Consider the following 16782-nt stretch of genomic DNA (forward strand, 5'->3'; position numbering starts at 1 on the left):
AGTAAAGCTAGCTAAACAGTACCAAAAGGTAAATATAGATAACCCTTTGTCTAATAATTAAATTGGAGAAGCACTAGTGGATATAGTATTCTTCTTGCTACGCTATATCCAGTAAAGGAGGTATGCCAGACACTCACAGGTCCTCCGGACACTGTGAGGTCTAAGTAAGGGCTTAGAACCAGTTGGCTGCCAGTTGCATTAGCTGCTCCAAATACTGCTGGTCTACCGCGTCGAAATCGTTCAGTTTGTCGCTGTCTACGTCCAGCACCAGTTTTACCTCGCCGTCTTTGATCACGGGTACCACGATCTCGGACCTTGAGTCGCTGCTGCAGGCGATGTGGCCGGGGAAGGCTTCTACGTCAGGCACGATAATCGTCTGCTGTTGGGTATAGCTCGCCCCGCAAACGCCTTTGTGGTACGGGATGCGGGTACAGGCCACCGGCCCCTGAAACGGCCCCAGCACCAACTGTCCCTCCTTGCTGAAGTACACGCCTACCCAAAAAAAGCCGAAGCCCTGCCGGAGGGCCGCCACCAGATTGGATATGTTCGCGATCAGGTCTGTCTCGCCGGTTACCAGCGCCTCAATCTGTGGGAGCAGCGCTTTGTATTTTTCCTCTTTACTGAGGTCTGCATCTATAAGAAGTGATTCTGCCATGTTTTATTTTGAATGAGTTGGTTTTTGATTGACTGCGTATGCGTGGAACGTCCAGCAGCTAAATTCTGACATAGTGCAACAGCTGATCAGGGCCGAAGGTTTGCGATTGCTGCAACTGGCCATACATCATGTTAGGGGCTTTAATGCCCTTACCCAGAGTAATATGCCTGCCCTTAAACACGATGGCCTCGTCCCAGAGGCCGGCCTGCAGCAGGCTTTCCAGCAGATACGTGCCGCCCTCCACCAGCACCGACAACACGTTGCGCTGGTGCAAATCCTGCATGATCTGCGGCAAGATAGGTTCCTGCTCCTGCAACTGCACATACTGCAAGCGATCCTGCTCTTCCTGTTTCCGGAAATTATACACAACTGTAGGCTGGCTCTGGTCGAACAGGTGGAGGTGGGGGGGCAGCTGCAGGTGTTTGTCGATTACCAGGCGCAGCGGGCTTTGGCCGTTCCAAAGGCGCGTGTTCAGGCGCGGGTTGTCATACAGGGCCGTGCGGGTACCGATCATAATCGCCTGCTCCTCCGAACGCCACTTGTGCACCAGGCGTTGAGCTAGTTTGCCACTGATCTGGAGCGGTTGGTAATCGGGGCCCGCCACGAAACCGTCTGCCGTTTCGGCCCACTTCAAAAAGATGTATGGCCGCTTTTTTGCATGAAACGTGAAGAAGCGCTTGTTCACTTCCAGTCCTTCCGCTTCCAGTATACCCACCTTTACCTGTGCACCCGCGTCCAGTAGTTTTTTGATGCCGCGGCCTGCCACCAGCGGGTTAGGGTCAGTGTTGCAGATCACCACGTCCCTCACGCCGCTACTGATGAGCAGGTCGGCGCAAGGCGGCGTCTTGCCGAAATGCGAGCAGGGTTCAAGTGTCACGTATACCCGGCTTTCAGGCAGCAGGCGCTTGTCGTCCACCGCCGCGATGGCGTTTACCTCGGCATGCGGCCCGCCATACTGCCGGTGCCAGCCTTCGCCAATAATCTGCCCCTTGTATACCACCACGCAGCCCACCATCGGGTTGGGGTAAGTAGAGCCGCTGCCCAGCCGGGCCAGCTCCAGTGCGCGGCGCATATACAGTTCGTCGGACATGGGTTAGAAAGTTTAAAGAGTTAGGGAGTTAGAAAGTTAGAAAGCCGTGTGGTGGCGAGTTAGTTGGGCTGGGTATAAATCCTGATGCACGGTAAAGGTAGTGTCCATTTTCAAATATGGGCGCTTCACTTACGGCGTCCTGCATATCTAACGCTTAACTCCCGAACTTTCTAACGCAAAACACTATTTTTGCAAAGGTATTTAAAATCTAACGAAAGAACAGCCGTGCCGACCATACAGCAACTGCAGCAGTTTATCCGACAGCAAATTCAGGAGGCGTACCCCGAGCCCGAGGCAGGCGCTGTGGCGCAGCTGGTGCTGGAGCATGTGCTGCAAAAGTCGCGGGTGCAGCTCAGCCTGAACCAGCAGGAGCCGGTAAGCGGCGCGCAGGAAACCGAGATAAAGGAAGCCGTGGCGCGGCTGCAGCGGCAGGAGCCCGTGCAGTATGTATTGGGCGTGGCGCACTTCTACGGGCTGGAACTGCAGGTGGACGCGCGCGTGCTGATCCCGCGACCGGAAACGGAGGAGTTGGTAGACCTGGTGCTGCGGGAGCATAAAGGACAGCGGGCGCTTCAGGTGCTGGACATTTGCACCGGTAGCGGCTGCATCCCGCTGGCGCTGGCGGCCAACCTGCCAGCGGCGGCGATGTATGGGTTGGAGGTGTCGGAGGGGGCGCTGGAGGTGGCAAAAGCTAACGCGTCCAGGTATAACCTACCCGTCAGGTGGCTGCAGCAGGATATTTTTGCGACGGTAATGGGTATAAATCCCGCCACCCTGGACATCATAACAAGTAACCCGCCCTATGTGCTGGAGCAGGAAAAGCTGCAAATGCGGCCCAACGTGCTGCAGCACGAGCCGCACCTCGCCCTTTTTGTGCCCGACACCGAGGCCCTGAAATACTATATAAGGATAACCGCTGTAGCGCTGGAGCTTTTGAAAAGAGATGGTATCTTGTATTTTGAGATCAACGAGCGCTACGGAGAGCAGGTGCGGGCGCTGCTGCTGCAGGCCGGTTTCTCAGAGGCGGCTGTAGTGCAGGACCTCTTCGGTAAAGACCGAATCGTGCGAGCTGTCAGGTAACCCGATTGCCTAAAGTGAATTTATTTTAGGGATCTGTTTGCAAAGTACAAGTAATTCCATTCAAAAGTCTATATAATCTTGTTTTAAAGAGGGATTAATTGCAGATTTGTTAAAGTGACACATTACTCCTGTTGCCAAAACGGCGGAGAGGCAGCAGTTTGTTTTCTGCTATAATTAAGAGATAAAACCGCTACAGGAGGTAAATTGTATTTTGAGAATGTTACCTTTGCGGCAGAGCAAGTATAAAATCAAGCGCAACAACTAAATTTTAGAAACTTGGCAAAAGAAAAGATACTGGTTACCGGTGGCGCAGGCTACATTGGGTCGCATACGGTAGTCGCGTTAGTAGAGGCAGGCTATGCGCCTGTGATCGTTGACAACTTCTCGAACTCGGAGGAAAGCGTGCTGGACGGCATTGCGTCTATTCTGGGCCAGAGCGCACCGTGCCACCGCATCGACTGTAACGATGCCGCCGCCCTGCGCGACGTGTTTGCGCAGGAGCAGGACATTGCCGGTGTCATTCATTTTGCGGCCTACAAAGCAGTGGGAGAGTCGGTGGAGCAACCACTGAAGTACTACCAAAACAATGTGGGCTCTTTAGTGACGCTGCTGCAGGTGATGGAGGAGTATAAGGTATACAACCTCGTGTTTTCCTCTTCCTGCACGGTATACGGTATTCCGGAGCAACTACCGGTAACCGAGCAAACCCCGGTGCAGAAAGCCAACTCGCCATACGGCAACACCAAGAAAATCTGCGAGGAGATTCTGGAAGACCTCTCTAAAACAGACAGCAGCATCAAGAGCATCGCCCTGCGCTACTTCAACCCCATCGGGGCACACCCGTCTGCAAAGATAGGCGAACTGCCTTTAGGCGTGCCAAGCAACCTCGTGCCTTTCATCACCCAGACGGCGGCTGGCATTCGCCAGCAACTCACCATCTTCGGCGATGATTACGACACAGCAGACGGCACCAACGTGCGGGACTATGTGCATGTGGTGGATCTGGCCAAGGCGCACGTAACCGCTGTGGCGCGTATGCTGCAGGGCAAGGTGGCCGATATCGAGTTCTTTAACGTGGGCACCGGCCGCGGCAACACCGTGCTGGAGGCAGTGCAGGCTTTTGAGAAAGCCACAGGCGTAAAACTCAACTACAAAATAGGGCCACGCCGCGCTGGCGACGTGCCAAAGATATATGCCGACGTGACCAAGGCAACCGAGGTGCTTGGCTTTGAAACTACCAGCACGCTGGAAGAAGCCATGAAAAGCGCCTGGGACTGGCAGCTTTCCCTTCAAAAAAAAGCAAAACAAGAAGCATGAAAATATTAATTACAGGCGGTGCCGGGTTCATCGGTTCGCATGTGGTACGCTTGTTCGTGAACAAGTACCCGAACTACCAGATCTTTAATCTCGACAAACTCACTTACGCCGGTAACCTGGCGAACCTGACCGACATTGAGGAAAAGCCAAACTATACCTTCCTGAAAGGGGATATTGTGGATGCAGCCTATATAGACAGCATTTTCGGCGAGCATACCTTTGACGCCGTGATTCACCTGGCGGCAGAGTCGCACGTGGACCGCTCGATTACGGATCCCCTGGCTTTCGTGAACACGAACGTGATCGGTACGGTGAACCTGCTGAACACGGCGCGCAAGCACTGGGCAGCCAACCTGCAGGACCACCTGTTCTACCACATCTCCACCGACGAGGTATATGGCTCGCTGGGCGAGGACGGCTTGTTTACAGAGGAGACCGCCTACGACCCGCGCTCGCCTTACTCGGCCTCCAAGGCCAGCTCCGACCACTTTGTGCGGGCCTGGTACCATACCTATGGCTTGCCGATAAAACTGTCGAACTGCTCGAACAACTACGGACCGAACCATTTTCCGGAGAAGCTTATTCCGCTGGCCATCAACAATATCCAGAACGGGCGACCGGTGCCGGTATATGGCAAAGGCGAGAACGTGCGCGACTGGCTGTATGTGATCGACCATGCCCGCGCCATTGATGTGATCTTCCACGAAGGCAAGGTAGGCGATACCTACAACATCGGCGGCGTGAACGAGTGGAAGAACCTGGACCTGATTGAACTGCTCTGCGACCAGATGGACGAGAAACTGGGCCGGGAGAAAGGGCATTCGCGCAAGCTCATTACGTTTGTGAAAGACCGCGCCGGCCACGACCTGCGCTACGCCATCGACTCCTCGAAGCTGATGGATGAGCTGGGCTGGAAACCGTCGGTTACGTTTGAGGAAGGCCTCAGCAAAACCGTGGACTGGTACCTGCAGCACAGCGAGTGGCTGGAGAACGTGACCTCCGGCAACTACCAAAGCTACTACGAGCAACAGTATAATAGCTAATTGTTGATTGCTGATTGTCAATCAGGAAGACAATTCAGCAATTAACCATAAAAAGAATTGTAAAATGGCAGCGTGTTTAATTGCGGTATTGTAGAAAAACAATCGGCAATTGACAACCAACAATTAAAGTATGAAAGGAATTATACTTGCCGGAGGCTCCGGTACGCGTTTACACCCATTGACCATTGCGGTGAGCAAGCAGCTGATGCCGGTATACGACAAGCCGATGATCTATTACCCGCTGTCCACGCTCATGCTGTCGGGTATAAAAGACATCCTGATCATCTCCACGCCGCACGACCTGCCGCTGTTCGAGCGTTTGCTTGGCGACGGCAGCAACATTGGCTGCAGCTTCAGCTATGCCGTGCAGGAAGAGCCGAACGGGCTGGCGCAGGCTTTCGTGATCGGGGCAGACTTTATTGGCGACGACAAGGTGGCGTTGATTCTGGGCGACAACATTTTCTACGGATCGGGTATGAGCAAGCTGCTGCAAGCCAACAACAACCCGGATGGTGGCGTGGTATACGCCTACCACGTGCACGACCCGGAGCGCTATGGCGTGGTGGAGTTTGATGAGAACAACAAGGCCATCTCGATTGAGGAGAAACCAAAGCAGCCCAAGTCAAGCTTTGCGGTGCCGGGCCTGTACTTCTACGACAACGATGTGGTGGCAATCGCCAAGAACCTGGAGCCAAGCCCGCGCGGGGAGTACGAAATCACGGACGTGAACAAGGAGTACCTGCGCCGCGGGAAACTGAAAGTAGGCATCCTGGATCGGGGAACAGCCTGGCTGGATACCGGCACGATCGTGTCGCTGATGCAGGCCGCTACCTTTGTGCAGGTGATCGAAGACCGCCAGGGCCTGAAGATCGGCAGCATTGAGGAAGTGGCCTACCGTATGGGCTTTATCAACGCCGAGCAGTTGCGGCAAGTGGCAGAGCCACTGCGAAAGAGTGGCTATGGCGAGTACCTGCTGAATTTATTGAAGTAGATACGCGGAGGTATAAATTCTGAGGTATAAAGAAGAGGCTGCACCGTTTGGGGCAGCCTTTTTTGTTGGGGTATAGGTAGGGACAGGTAGATAAGCCGGATAGCTATTCCGCTTATTTGTTATATTAGGTGCGTTAAACGGAATAGTCTCCGTTTAGCAGTTAGTTAGCGGACAGCGCAGGATCAACGATTTAGTGCACATACAAACCTAAAGGAAACAGAGTTGGAATGAGCAAGTTGTTATTTTTTTTTATTGTCTTCTGTGTTTCAATCTGTAGTGTTTATCCTCAGAATAAAACAGTTAAAGGAAGAGTGATTGACAATAATTTGGAGACTTTGCCACACGTGTCAATTATGATTAATGACACAATTGAAGTCGGCATAACAGATTTACATGGTTTCTTCCATATTGAGCTTCCAGTTTCCGTGAAAAAACTAAAGTTTGGTACTGTTGGAGTTGATTGGGCATCTATAGAGCTTGAAGATAAATGTGATGAAGTAGAGGTTGTAATGATGTTAAGCGGTACCCATGATTTTATAACTCTCAAGAAGGTAGATAGAATCCGAATGAAAAGATTTAAGAAGTTACCAGAACTACATAAGGAAGCATTTGAGAAAGGTATATTTAAAACAGATAAGGCCTGTTATACACGAGAGTTTATACCTGATTATAAGAAAAATTAAAGTAAAGTCAAAATAACGCCGAACCGCTAACAAGGTGCATAAGCCATGCTACGGCATGAGGCCTTGCAGACCTCATGCACGAGCAGTTGTATGAAGCTGAAATAATGAATGGAGCCAATAACTATACCTTATCATTTACTACTTCCAACGATAATTAGCTGCTTATCTTTTTTTGTAATATTTAGAAATAGAAAGAAGCTATTTATTAGCAGTAAGAAAAAGCCGCTTTGGGTAACGGTTACTGTGTTACTCATTTTGTATAGCTTCATAGTTGGTGGAGCAACCTACGATCATATTTATGTCCAATGGAATTTGAACAGGTATGACTTGGACGGAGATGGATTTTTTGCTGGCGATGAAATAACCAAAGAGCAGGAAGCAGCAATGATCAGGTTGACGAGTGACGTTGGTAGAAATTATTCAGCTTTTATAGGCTTAATAATTATGGCTGTGCTGGCTCAGCCAATCTACATTCTGGTAAGATTGATCGTGAACACAAAAACAGCTTCATATATCAAGACCTAAAGCACACCTTGGCGTGCTTTAGCCAACCCGTTAATAGCTTCCCCTTACACCACAAACCCCAGCGCCAGGCCGGAAAGGATGATGGCCGGGGCGGGCACTTTGGTAAACATGAGCAGGCAAAACGTGGCGACGACGATGCCGAAGTTCAGCGGCGTGTTCTCAATGGGGTGATACAGCTGTATGGCCGCGGCCACCACCATGCCCGAGCTGACAGCGCTGATACCCTCGAGGGAGGCGCGCACCACCCGGTACTTCTTCAGCTCGTCCCAGAACCGGATCACGAAGAAAATCAGGAATGTGCCCGGCAGAAAGATACCCACTGTGGCCACGAAAGAGCCCAGCAACTGCCCCGGCACCCCAAACCGGCGCATCGCCAGGCTGCCCACAAACGAGCAGAACGAGAACGTGGGCCCAGGCAGTGCCTGCACGATGGCATACCCCGAGAGAAACTCCTCACCGGTAAGGTAGCGTTTAAAGTCCACGAACTCTGTGAACAGGAGCGGCACAAGCACCTGTCCGCCGCCAAAAACCAGGCTGCCGTTTCGGTAAAAGTTCTCGAAAAGCCGGACGGGCAGGGAGGAAGTGGTGGCGCCCAGCACGGCCGCCAGTATAAACACCCCCACATACAGCAGAAAGTTGGCCCACTGGATGTTCAACTGCTTGTTCTCCTCCAGCGGATGCTGCTTAAACCGGAGCGACGTAATCGCCCCTCCCGCAATCAGCAATACCGGCAGAACCCAGGGCGAGGAGAAAAAGTAAACGAGTATCGCGGAAACCACCATCAGGACAACGGCCGTTTTTGTGGTGACTACTTTTAAGCTAATGATGTAAGCCGCGTAAGCCACAAAGCCCACCGCCATGGGCAGGATAATCCGCAGAAACTCCAGGGAAATGCCTTGCTCCTCAAGGTAAGAGATACCCAGAGCGGCCATGGCCATCAGGGCGGCCGCAGGCGCTATCCATACCAAAAGCGTGAGGTAGGCTAAATTTGGGCCGCCAATCTTAAAACCGATGGCCGTGATGGTTTGCGTGGAGGTGGGGCCGGGCAGAATCTGGCAAAGGGCATTCAGCTCAATCAGTTCCAGCTCAGTTAGGTAGCGGCGCTTGTCTACCAGCAGCTTAAACATCATGGCTATATGCGCCTGCGGGCCCCCAAAAGCTGTAAGGGCCAGAATGAGAACATCCTTCAGGAAGATATAATAGCGCAGGCTCATGGAGGCAAAAATGTAAAAAAAAGAGACAGCTTTTCACTATCTCTTTTTTTATTCTTTTTCGGAAAGTAATTATGCTTTTTTGAGGCCAAGCTCTACCAGGCGCTCGTTCAGGTATTCGCCGGCAGTGGCATCGGGGTATGCTTTGGGGTGCTGCGCATCGATGCAGCTCTCCAGACAGGTAAGGTCCATGCTGGAGCGCGGGTGCATGAAGAACGGTATGGAGAAGCGGGAGGTGTTCATCAGCTCGCGCGGCGGGTTTACCACCCGGTGGATGGTAGACTTGAGTTTGTTGTTGGTGAGGCGGGCCAGCATGTCGCCCACGTTCACCACCACCTGCTCGGGCAGGGCCGTGATCGGGATCCACTTGCCGTCGCGGCGCAGCACCTGCAGGCCGTCGGCGCTGGCGCCCATCAGCAGCGTGATCAGGTTAATGTCGCCGTGCTCGGCGGCACGTACCGCATCCGCCGGCACGCTGTCCGGGTCTTCGATCGGGAAGTAGTGGATGGGGCGCAGAATGCTGTTGCCGTTGTGCACCTTGTCGTCGAAGTAGTTCTCGTCGAGGCCCAGGTTGATGGCGATGGCCTTGAGGACCTGCTTGCCCGCCGCCTCCAGCTTGCGGTAGGCCTCCAAGGTAACTTCCCTGAAATCGGCTACCTCTTGCGGAAATATATTGTCCGGGTACTCTTCTTTAATCGGGTCGTTGTCGGTCACCTCCTGGCCCACGTGGTAAAACTCCTTCAGGTCGCCGGTGTTGCGGCCTTTGGCGTGCTCTTTCCCTTTGCCCACATAGCCGCGCTGGCCAGCCAGTTCAGGCACCTCGTAGCGTTGCTTCACCTCGTCGGGGAGGGCAAAAAACGCCTTGGTGGCAGCATACAGCTTTTTGGTCAGCTCGTCGCTCAGGCCGTGGTTGCGCAGCGCGATGAAGCCAATGTTCTCATACGCGTTGCTTAGCTGCTTCACAAAATCTGCCCTCCGCGCGGCGTCGCCTGATGTAAAATCAGCCAGGTCCAGTGAAGGAACCTCATCAAACAAAATTTCGCTCATATAGTAAAAACTGTATACTTTTTTGTGATTTATACGTAGAGCGCAATATACAAAAAAAATAAAATTGCTAATTTAGCCGAACAGCTAACTAAACCACAATTAAATGAAAAAATCGTACTTGCTTCTGGCCTCGGCCCTCATGGTAGGCTTTTCAGCCTGTGACACTGCACGCCAGACACAGGATGCCGAAACCCAGACGCCTGCAACGGCTGCCACGTTAGGTGAGGGTCCGGTGCCAGACGGTGCTGTGATGAGTAAAAACGGATTGCGCGTTTTTGCCTTCAGCAACTCGCAGGCTTACCCCGAATCACAGATACGTTTAAACACCCCTCCGGCAGGCGGCATGGTAGAGCCAGGGCCAGTGCAGTTTGACTATTCGCTGTCTAACTACCAGCTGACCCGCATGACGCCCCACTCGAACGCCGAGCACATGGCCAACTCACAGCAGGGGCAGCACATCCACAACATCGTGGACAACGAGCCCTACACAGCGCATTACGAAACCGAGTTTACCAAAGACATGACTGAAGGCGAGCACGTGGTGCTGTCGTTTCTGTCCCGGTCATACCACGAAAGCCTGAAGCACCAGGGCGCCTACGACCTGCGCAAAATAACGGTGGGCCGTCCTGCCCAGACCCTGGACATCGACCTGTCGGCTCCACACATGTTCTACAGCCGCCCGAAAGGCGAGTACGTGGGCAAAGACACCGAGCAGGTGATGCTGGACTTCTACCTCGTAAACACCACCCTGTCTACAACGGGCAACAAGGTGCGCGCCACCATCAACGGCACTCAGTTTGTGCTGGACAGATGGTTGCCTTACGTGCTCGAAGGCTTGCCGATGGGCGAGAACACCATCCAGCTGGAGCTGGTTGACAACAGCGGCAGGGTATTGCCCGGCCCATACAACAGCGTAACGCGTACTTTCACGCTGAAGCCTTCGGCCTAAGCATCCCGAAGATAGTTTATACCTGCAGCAAGCCCGTGCCATACCTTTTGGCGCGGGCTTGCTGCGTTTATACCTGCTGTGTTTTTCCGGGGAAATATAGGGCCACAATCAAACTTAATTGCAGTAGATTCCTATATTTGCATAGGATAATATATGCTCAGAATCAAGCTTGAAAACACACCCTATGAAACACGCTGTACTTGCCCTGCTTTTCATCGCCTTGTGCCCGCTGCTTGGGCAGGCCCAATCGAACTACAAACCCGGCTTCGTGGTGACGGCGGCGGGCGACACCCTGAAAGGGTACATTAACTACCAGGAGTGGAACCAGGCACCCGCCGCCATACAGTATGCTGCCTCAGCCGACGGTGCAGGCAAGCGGGAGTTTACCGCAGGCACAGCACGGCTCTTTGAAATAACCGGCCTGGAGCGATACTGGAGCTACGACGGCCCCATAACAATGAACGAGCTGGAGGCGCGAAAGCTGACCACGAACCGGGACATGCACCTGACAAACGCTCAGGTGTTCCTGAAAGAACAGGCTGGAGGCGAGCACATGACCCTGCTCTCGTTCACAGATCCTGTCAAGACCAGGCTCTTTGTGCAGGAAAAAGGCGACAGCCTTCCGCAAGAGCTGTATTTTGTGAAATATTATACCGCCGACGCGGGGAATAAGGTGTTTGCCATGCGCTCTTATGTAGGGCAACTGCAGCTCGTGGCGTCCAGGTATATAGAGGTTACTCCGGCGCTGAAGCGCGAAATAGAAAAGGCCAACTATGATGCAAGTTCTTTACAGCGCATCGTGCATAAAATAAACGGCAATGCTGCCATCGAGCCAATGCATGACGGAAAGCAGCGACAAAAGCCACGGTTTTATGCGGGCTTGGGCCTGAACAGATCCACCACTGCGTTTGGAGGGAACCATGCCATGACCGGAGCAGAAGGCAATTCTGCCTCCTACATGCCGCGCGTGGCCTTTGGGATGGATGCCTTTGTGAACCGCAACACCCAGCGGCTGGTACTCCGCATCGAGGGCGCCCTGACAGCCTCAAGCCAGACAAGCAGGATCTATACCAGCAGCTCGGTGTATCAGTATGAGCGGACGTATGAGATTGCGCAGCAGACGGCAACGATCATACCCCAGATCATCTATAACCTCTACAACAAGGACAACTTTAAATACTATGTGGGCGGAGGGGTTGGCTTTAACTTCTCCAATTACTCCAAAAACAGGTATAGCTACACGTACAGGTATGGCACAGATGATTCCAGCACCCGGGAATTACAAGCATACGAAGCTGAGACTGCTTGGGCATCTTATATGGTAAGGACCGGGGTTGTCCTGAAGAAGAAGTACGAGGTGACAGCCATCTATCAGCCAATGGCAGCGCTAACCAGGTACGTTGACTTTGCCATACAGCAGCAGTCCTTGAGTATTGGCATGAACTACCTGTTCGGGAAGTAAGCCGGAAACTAACCGCGCGAAAACCATTGTGCAGTACCGGGTATCCGTCCGGGCTCACATTTACTATGCATTTTATACCCAGAACGCCGGTGCTATACCCCCTAGCACCGGCGTTCTGGTTTAAGCTTGGGCCTGCCGCGGGGTAGTGGCTTATTTTACAGCGATATGCCTCCGGATTTGTTGGCGCGTAATGCATATTTTTCTAACTTAAAGGAAAGTATTGGGCAGTGGTACGTTACACGAGACGAAGAGTGCCAGGGAGTATAAGCAACTGAATTAGAGCGTTGTTGTGCCTCGCTGCCTGTGCCCCCTGCCCAAACACCCAGGAATTTCGCTAACCTTATAGCCATACCGCCATGCTACGATTTAATTTACAAAGATGCCTTTTTGTGTGCTGCTTGCTGTTGCTGGCCACCCAATGCTTTGCCGCAGACCCGAAGCCTCTGGCCATAGGGGCGCAGGCACCCGACTTCAGCTTGCCAGGCACCGACGGCAAAACCTATACCCTGCAGAGCTTTGCCGACGCCAGGGTGCTGGCGATCATCTTCACCTGCAACCATTGCCCCACGGCGCAGGCCTACGAAGACCGCATGATCGCGCTGACCGCCGACTACAAGGCAAAGGGCGTGGCGGTGGTGGCTGTCTCGCCCAACGACCCGCTGGCCGTAAGCCTCGATGAATTGGGCTACAGCGACATGGGCGATACCTTCGAGGAAATGCGGGTGCGGGTAAAAGAAAAGGGGTATAACTTCCCGTATCTCTACGATGGCGAGACGCAAAAAATGGCGTTGGCCTATGGCCCGGCGGCTACGCCCCACGTCTTTGTTTTTGACAAGCAGCGCAAACTGCAGTATACCGGCCGCCTCGATAGTTCCGAAAAGCCGGGCTCTGCCAACGCCGAAGACACCCGCGCCGCGCTGGATGCCCTGCTGGCCGGAAAGCCCGTGCCTGTGGCGAAAACAAAAACTTTTGGCTGCTCTATTAAGTGGGCCGATAAGCGGCAGATGGCCGAGCGGGCCAGGGCGCAATGGGCAAAAGAGGAAGTGACGCTGGACCTGATTGATGCGCCCGCGCTGAAAGCCCTGCTCCAGAACGACACCGACAAAGTGCGCCTGGTAAATGTATGGGCTACCTGGTGCGGCCCCTGCGTGATGGAGCTTCCGGACTTTGTGGACATCAACCGCATGTATCGCAACCGCGACTTCGAGTTCATCACCATCAGCGCCGACAAGCCCGACAAAAAAGACAAGGCGCTGGCCGCCCTCAAAAAGCTGGAAGCCTCCAACACCAACTACCTCTTCAACTCCGAAGATAAGTATGCCCTCATCGAGCTCATTGACCCGGAGTGGCAGGGTGCCCTGCCTTATACCCTCCTGATTGAGCCGGGCGGCAAGGTGCTCTACCGTAAACAGGGTACTATCGTGCCATTCGAGATGAAAAAGGCGATTGTGGAGAAGGTAGGGCGCTATTATTAAGTGAGGGGCAGGTATAAAGTCCTTTTTCAGTCACCCGCAAATCTGCATTGCCTTAGAAAAAAGCTGTATTCAACGTACCCGGCAACGGGGAATTAATAAGTTATGAACATGGACGAACTCAAAAAAGAAGACATCAAACAGGAAGTGTTTGACCTTTACGATGACTATGCGCACAACCGTGTGAACAGGCGCGAGTTTATGCAGAAGCTATCTATATATGCCGTGGGAGGCCTCACCGTAGCATCCCTGATGAGTTTCCTTATGCCCGACTACCAGGGCGCGATTCAGGTTAAATCAGACGATCCCCGCATAAAGTCTACATACGTCACGTATAAGTCGCCGAAAGGAGGCGGAGAGATCAGGGCCTTGCTGTCGATGCCTGCGGATGCGGAAAAGAAACTCGGCGGGATTGTGGTGGTGCACGAAAACCGGGGATTGAACCCGCACATTGAGGATGTGGCCAGGCGAGCCGCACTGGCAGGCTTTGTCTCTATCGCTCCGGATGCCCTAACGCCATTGGGCGGCTACCCGGGGAATGACGAGGACGGCCGCGCGCTGCAAAGCAAATTGGACAGAGACGATATGCTGGAAGACTTCATCGCGGCATACGACTACCTGAAAAGCCACAAAGATTGCAATGGGAAAGTGGGTGTGGTAGGCTTTTGCTTCGGTGGCTGGATCGCGAACATGATGGCCGTGCGCATCCCGGGTTTGTCGGCGGCGGTTCCTTTTTATGGAGGCCAGCCGGCAAGTGAGGACGTCCCCAAAATAAAGGCGCCCCTGCTCTTGCACTATGCAGAGCTGGACACCCGCGTGAACGAGGGTTGGCCCGCGTACGAGGCAGCCTTAAAAGCGAATGGCAAAGCATACACGGCGTACATGTACGCGAATGCAAACCACGGTTTCCATAACGACACAACTCCGCGCTACGACAAACCCGCTGCAGAACTCGCCTGGCGACGTACCATCGATTTTTTCAAGGAGAAGTTGGGGTAGTGAGGGGAGACTGTGGCTCTTGCCAATTACACTTATTTTAGATTTGCCTACTCTTGAACATAACATTAGTTATAACGCAAACCGCCTCTGCAGCCTCCTAGAGGGGGTAGGGGTTTTGGTACTCTGGCGGGACCTCCAATCAACATAACAGTTACGGTATAAACAACCTCATTTTATCAAAGTGAGTAATTAGGCCTCTCAAAATACTGCCTTGTGTCCTACCTACTCCTTTACTTCCAATTTATCAGTACTTCGATCATCTGTGTGATGCTTTCAAAGTGCTGGCATCAAAACACTCCCATGCCAAAACATGTCCTTTATCAGCCCATGAATTGTCTTCCTTAGACACTATTTCAAAGCTTATAGTATAAGCCTTATTCTTAAGGGAGTCGAAGCTAAAGGGCAGCTTTATAAGTCGAAACCCTCCCGGCTCAATGCTTAAATCATTTACTTCTCCCTCCCTTAGTACCTTGTCTCCATCAAGTAGCTTCCATTTTAGCAGCACATTGTCCAGCACAGCAAAATCAAGGAGGTTAGAGATGCTAGCCTTACTGTCTTTGCTGACCTGAATTTTTACCGGCTGGTACGCTTTCTTCAATTTAAGCAGGTTCTCACCAGTTAATTGCTCAAACCCTTGGGCAGCGGTAGGTAGATTAACAACAGCACTTTCTAAAAACGGCCTATCCGGATCCAACACCAAGAGACTGTCCTTTAAAGCAGAAGCATGCTCCTTTGAAATGCTTAGATTACCATCTGTAGCCCATGCTACCACGGAGGGGTGGTTTCTGATCTGGTAAATCATCGATAAGTGCTGCCTGAGCCACAAATCATCATAGCTCTCTTTCTTGCTATCCGGCGGCTGCATCGGATACATGTATTGCACAATATACAGCCCGTACTCATCGGCTAAACTGTAAAGGTCATTATTGGCCGGCAAACCATAGACAAGTAACGTGTTAACAGAATATTGTTTGACATTTCTTACAAACTCTCTGAGGGAGTCCTTGGTGGGTACTGGTGCATTAAGAGGGGGGTGTATGTAGGCAGCTGGCTTGAAATGCACACCTACATTATTGATTCTTAACTGGCCCTCTTTCACCTCAGTAGTTCTGACGCCTACTCTGTCACTAACTACTACTGACGCGTTATCACGGGTGGAAGAGACAAGAACATTAACCGTATACAGGTAAGGTGTTTCGGCAGTCCACTTATTGGAGTACACATCAGGGTGGTTGAAAAAGTAAAACCTCCAGTGCCCCTCAGCCGGGATTTCATTATTATTATTTATATAGCCCTTATCAAATATATAAACAACTTCACCCTTATCGTCCCTGACTTTTTCTTCCGTGTGGAAATAGGACTTATAGGTAGAGCTTGGGGAGTGATTCTTTAAATCAATAAAGTACATCCAATTCAAGCTTCTGTAGAGGTTAGGATACTTCTTATCTATTCTCAAATGTGTTGATGCGGCATGTACATTTGGGACTGCAAACAAAAGTGCCTTGTATACTAAGTTATCTATACTTTTCACTTCCCGATCGCTTATAACCTTTATAGTTACAGAATCACTTTTAGCTGGTATTAGTGAAGTAAGATTGATTTTAGTGTTCACGCCTGGTGCTGCCAGTTCTAACTTATGACCGTTTACCTCTACTGTGAAAGCAGCCTTTGGAGCATATAGCACAAGTAACTTTTCCTTCTGTAGCCACTGCGGAGGCATCTCAACGGTGGTGGAGAAAACAGAGGGATATTTGCTCCTGACCTGCTGGACTTCTTTGCTCCATACTAGTTCTTGAACTAGCTTCGATGCGAGCGGATTGAATGTCAGGGCTTCCTCTTCGTTATTGAAAGGAACAACTATCTGCCCATGCTCCATCAAACTGGCTTTTATGTCTTTAGTCTGTGCCAAAGAGCTGGCAGCAATTATTTGAAATAATAGCCATAACAATGAATAATTCTTCATATAAGTAAATTAGGCAAAATTCATGAATGAAGGGTCCTTACATGAATATTGAGTCAAGTTAAGCACCAGCGAGTTTGAACCATATTTTGCGTGTGAGCTATGGCTTACTGCTTCTACTTATCATAAAAGAGCTTATATGGCAGCGCATCTATAATGACCACGTATCATCTACTTCCTATATATAAACGAGTCGCGGGGGGGGGGGGGGGGGGGGGGGGGGGGCGCGGGGGGGGGGAAAGAAAAAACGGACAAGATAGAGGACGCACCCCACACCGGGGGGGGAGAAGGGGAAGCC

The 16782-nt window shown here is 51.9% G+C and carries 15 protein-coding genes; 10 read left to right on the top strand and 5 right to left on the bottom strand.

Annotated features, from left to right (window positions below; all coding sequences use genetic code 11):
- Nucleotides 1-172: 172 nt before the first annotated feature.
- Nucleotides 173-655: a GAF domain-containing protein gene (locus tag MKJ04_RS22065; protein ID WP_241644270.1), complete on the bottom strand. Its 483-nt coding sequence runs from the start codon at nt 653-655 to the stop codon at nt 173-175.
- 58 nt (nt 656-713) lie between these two features.
- Complete coding sequence (ribD, locus tag MKJ04_RS22070) at nt 714-1745, bottom strand: bifunctional diaminohydroxyphosphoribosylaminopyrimidine deaminase/5-amino-6-(5-phosphoribosylamino)uracil reductase RibD (RefSeq protein WP_241644272.1); 1032 nt, start codon at nt 1743-1745, stop codon at nt 714-716.
- 225 nt (nt 1746-1970) lie between these two features.
- Between ribD and prmC the strand changes: the two genes are divergently transcribed.
- From prmC to MKJ04_RS22100, 6 genes are all read left to right on the top strand, one after another.
- Entirely contained in the window at nt 1971-2825 is an 855-nt protein-coding gene (gene prmC / locus MKJ04_RS22075; RefSeq protein ID WP_241644273.1) for a peptide chain release factor N(5)-glutamine methyltransferase, read from the top strand.
- A gap of 276 nt (nt 2826-3101) precedes the next feature.
- A complete protein-coding gene (gene galE, locus MKJ04_RS22080) occupies nt 3102-4142 on the top strand; it encodes a UDP-glucose 4-epimerase GalE (RefSeq protein WP_241644274.1) in 1041 nt (346 codons plus the stop codon).
- Nucleotides 4139-5185: a dTDP-glucose 4,6-dehydratase gene (rfbB, locus tag MKJ04_RS22085; RefSeq protein WP_241644275.1), complete on the top strand. Its 1047-nt coding sequence runs from the start codon at nt 4139-4141 to the stop codon at nt 5183-5185. The genes galE and rfbB overlap by 4 nt, the downstream gene beginning before the upstream one ends.
- A gap of 130 nt (nt 5186-5315) precedes the next feature.
- Nucleotides 5316-6176, top strand: a complete 861-nt coding sequence (rfbA, locus tag MKJ04_RS22090) for a glucose-1-phosphate thymidylyltransferase RfbA (RefSeq protein WP_241644276.1) — start codon at nt 5316-5318, stop codon at nt 6174-6176.
- A gap of 227 nt (nt 6177-6403) precedes the next feature.
- Complete coding sequence (locus MKJ04_RS22095; RefSeq protein WP_241644277.1) at nt 6404-6859, top strand: hypothetical protein; 456 nt, start codon at nt 6404-6406, stop codon at nt 6857-6859.
- A 108-nt stretch (nt 6860-6967) separates the two neighbouring features.
- A complete protein-coding gene (locus MKJ04_RS22100; RefSeq protein ID WP_241644278.1) occupies nt 6968-7384 on the top strand; it encodes a hypothetical protein in 417 nt (138 codons plus the stop codon).
- Between the two features lie 44 nt (nt 7385-7428).
- Here the strand turns inward: MKJ04_RS22100 and chrA are convergent, their stop codons facing one another.
- Nucleotides 7429-8598, bottom strand: a complete 1170-nt coding sequence (gene chrA / locus MKJ04_RS22105) for a chromate efflux transporter (protein ID WP_241644280.1) — start codon at nt 8596-8598, stop codon at nt 7429-7431.
- Between the two features lie 69 nt (nt 8599-8667).
- Nucleotides 8668-9642, bottom strand: a complete 975-nt coding sequence (locus MKJ04_RS22110; protein WP_241644282.1) for an isopenicillin N synthase family dioxygenase — start codon at nt 9640-9642, stop codon at nt 8668-8670.
- 103 nt (nt 9643-9745) lie between these two features.
- On the opposite strand from MKJ04_RS22110, the gene MKJ04_RS22115 reads away from it, so the two are divergent.
- The 4 genes from MKJ04_RS22115 (at nt 9746) to MKJ04_RS22130 (ending at nt 14524) form a co-directional block, all read left to right on the top strand.
- Complete coding sequence (locus MKJ04_RS22115) at nt 9746-10591, top strand: hypothetical protein (protein WP_241644284.1); 846 nt, start codon at nt 9746-9748, stop codon at nt 10589-10591.
- Nucleotides 10592-10775: 184 nt separating this feature from the next.
- Complete coding sequence (locus tag MKJ04_RS22120) at nt 10776-12053, top strand: hypothetical protein (protein WP_241644285.1); 1278 nt, start codon at nt 10776-10778, stop codon at nt 12051-12053.
- A 356-nt stretch (nt 12054-12409) separates the two neighbouring features.
- Nucleotides 12410-13528 (top strand): redoxin family protein, encoded by a 1119-nt coding sequence (locus MKJ04_RS22125; protein ID WP_241644287.1) that lies wholly within the window; start codon nt 12410-12412, stop codon nt 13526-13528.
- Nucleotides 13529-13636: 108 nt separating this feature from the next.
- The gene (locus MKJ04_RS22130; RefSeq protein WP_241644289.1) at nt 13637-14524 is read left to right on the top strand and encodes a dienelactone hydrolase family protein; all 888 of its coding nucleotides are present in this window, start codon (nt 13637-13639) and stop codon (nt 14522-14524) included.
- A gap of 256 nt (nt 14525-14780) precedes the next feature.
- Here the strand turns inward: MKJ04_RS22130 and MKJ04_RS22135 are convergent, their stop codons facing one another.
- On the bottom strand, nt 14781-16487 hold the full coding sequence (locus MKJ04_RS22135; RefSeq protein WP_241644292.1) for a DUF4981 domain-containing protein: 1707 nt from the start codon (nt 16485-16487) through the stop codon (nt 14781-14783).
- Nucleotides 16488-16782: the final 295 nt, after the last annotated feature.

Source organism: Pontibacter sp. E15-1 (assembly GCF_022601975.1).
Lineage (GTDB): Bacteria > Bacteroidota > Bacteroidia > Cytophagales > Hymenobacteraceae > Pontibacter.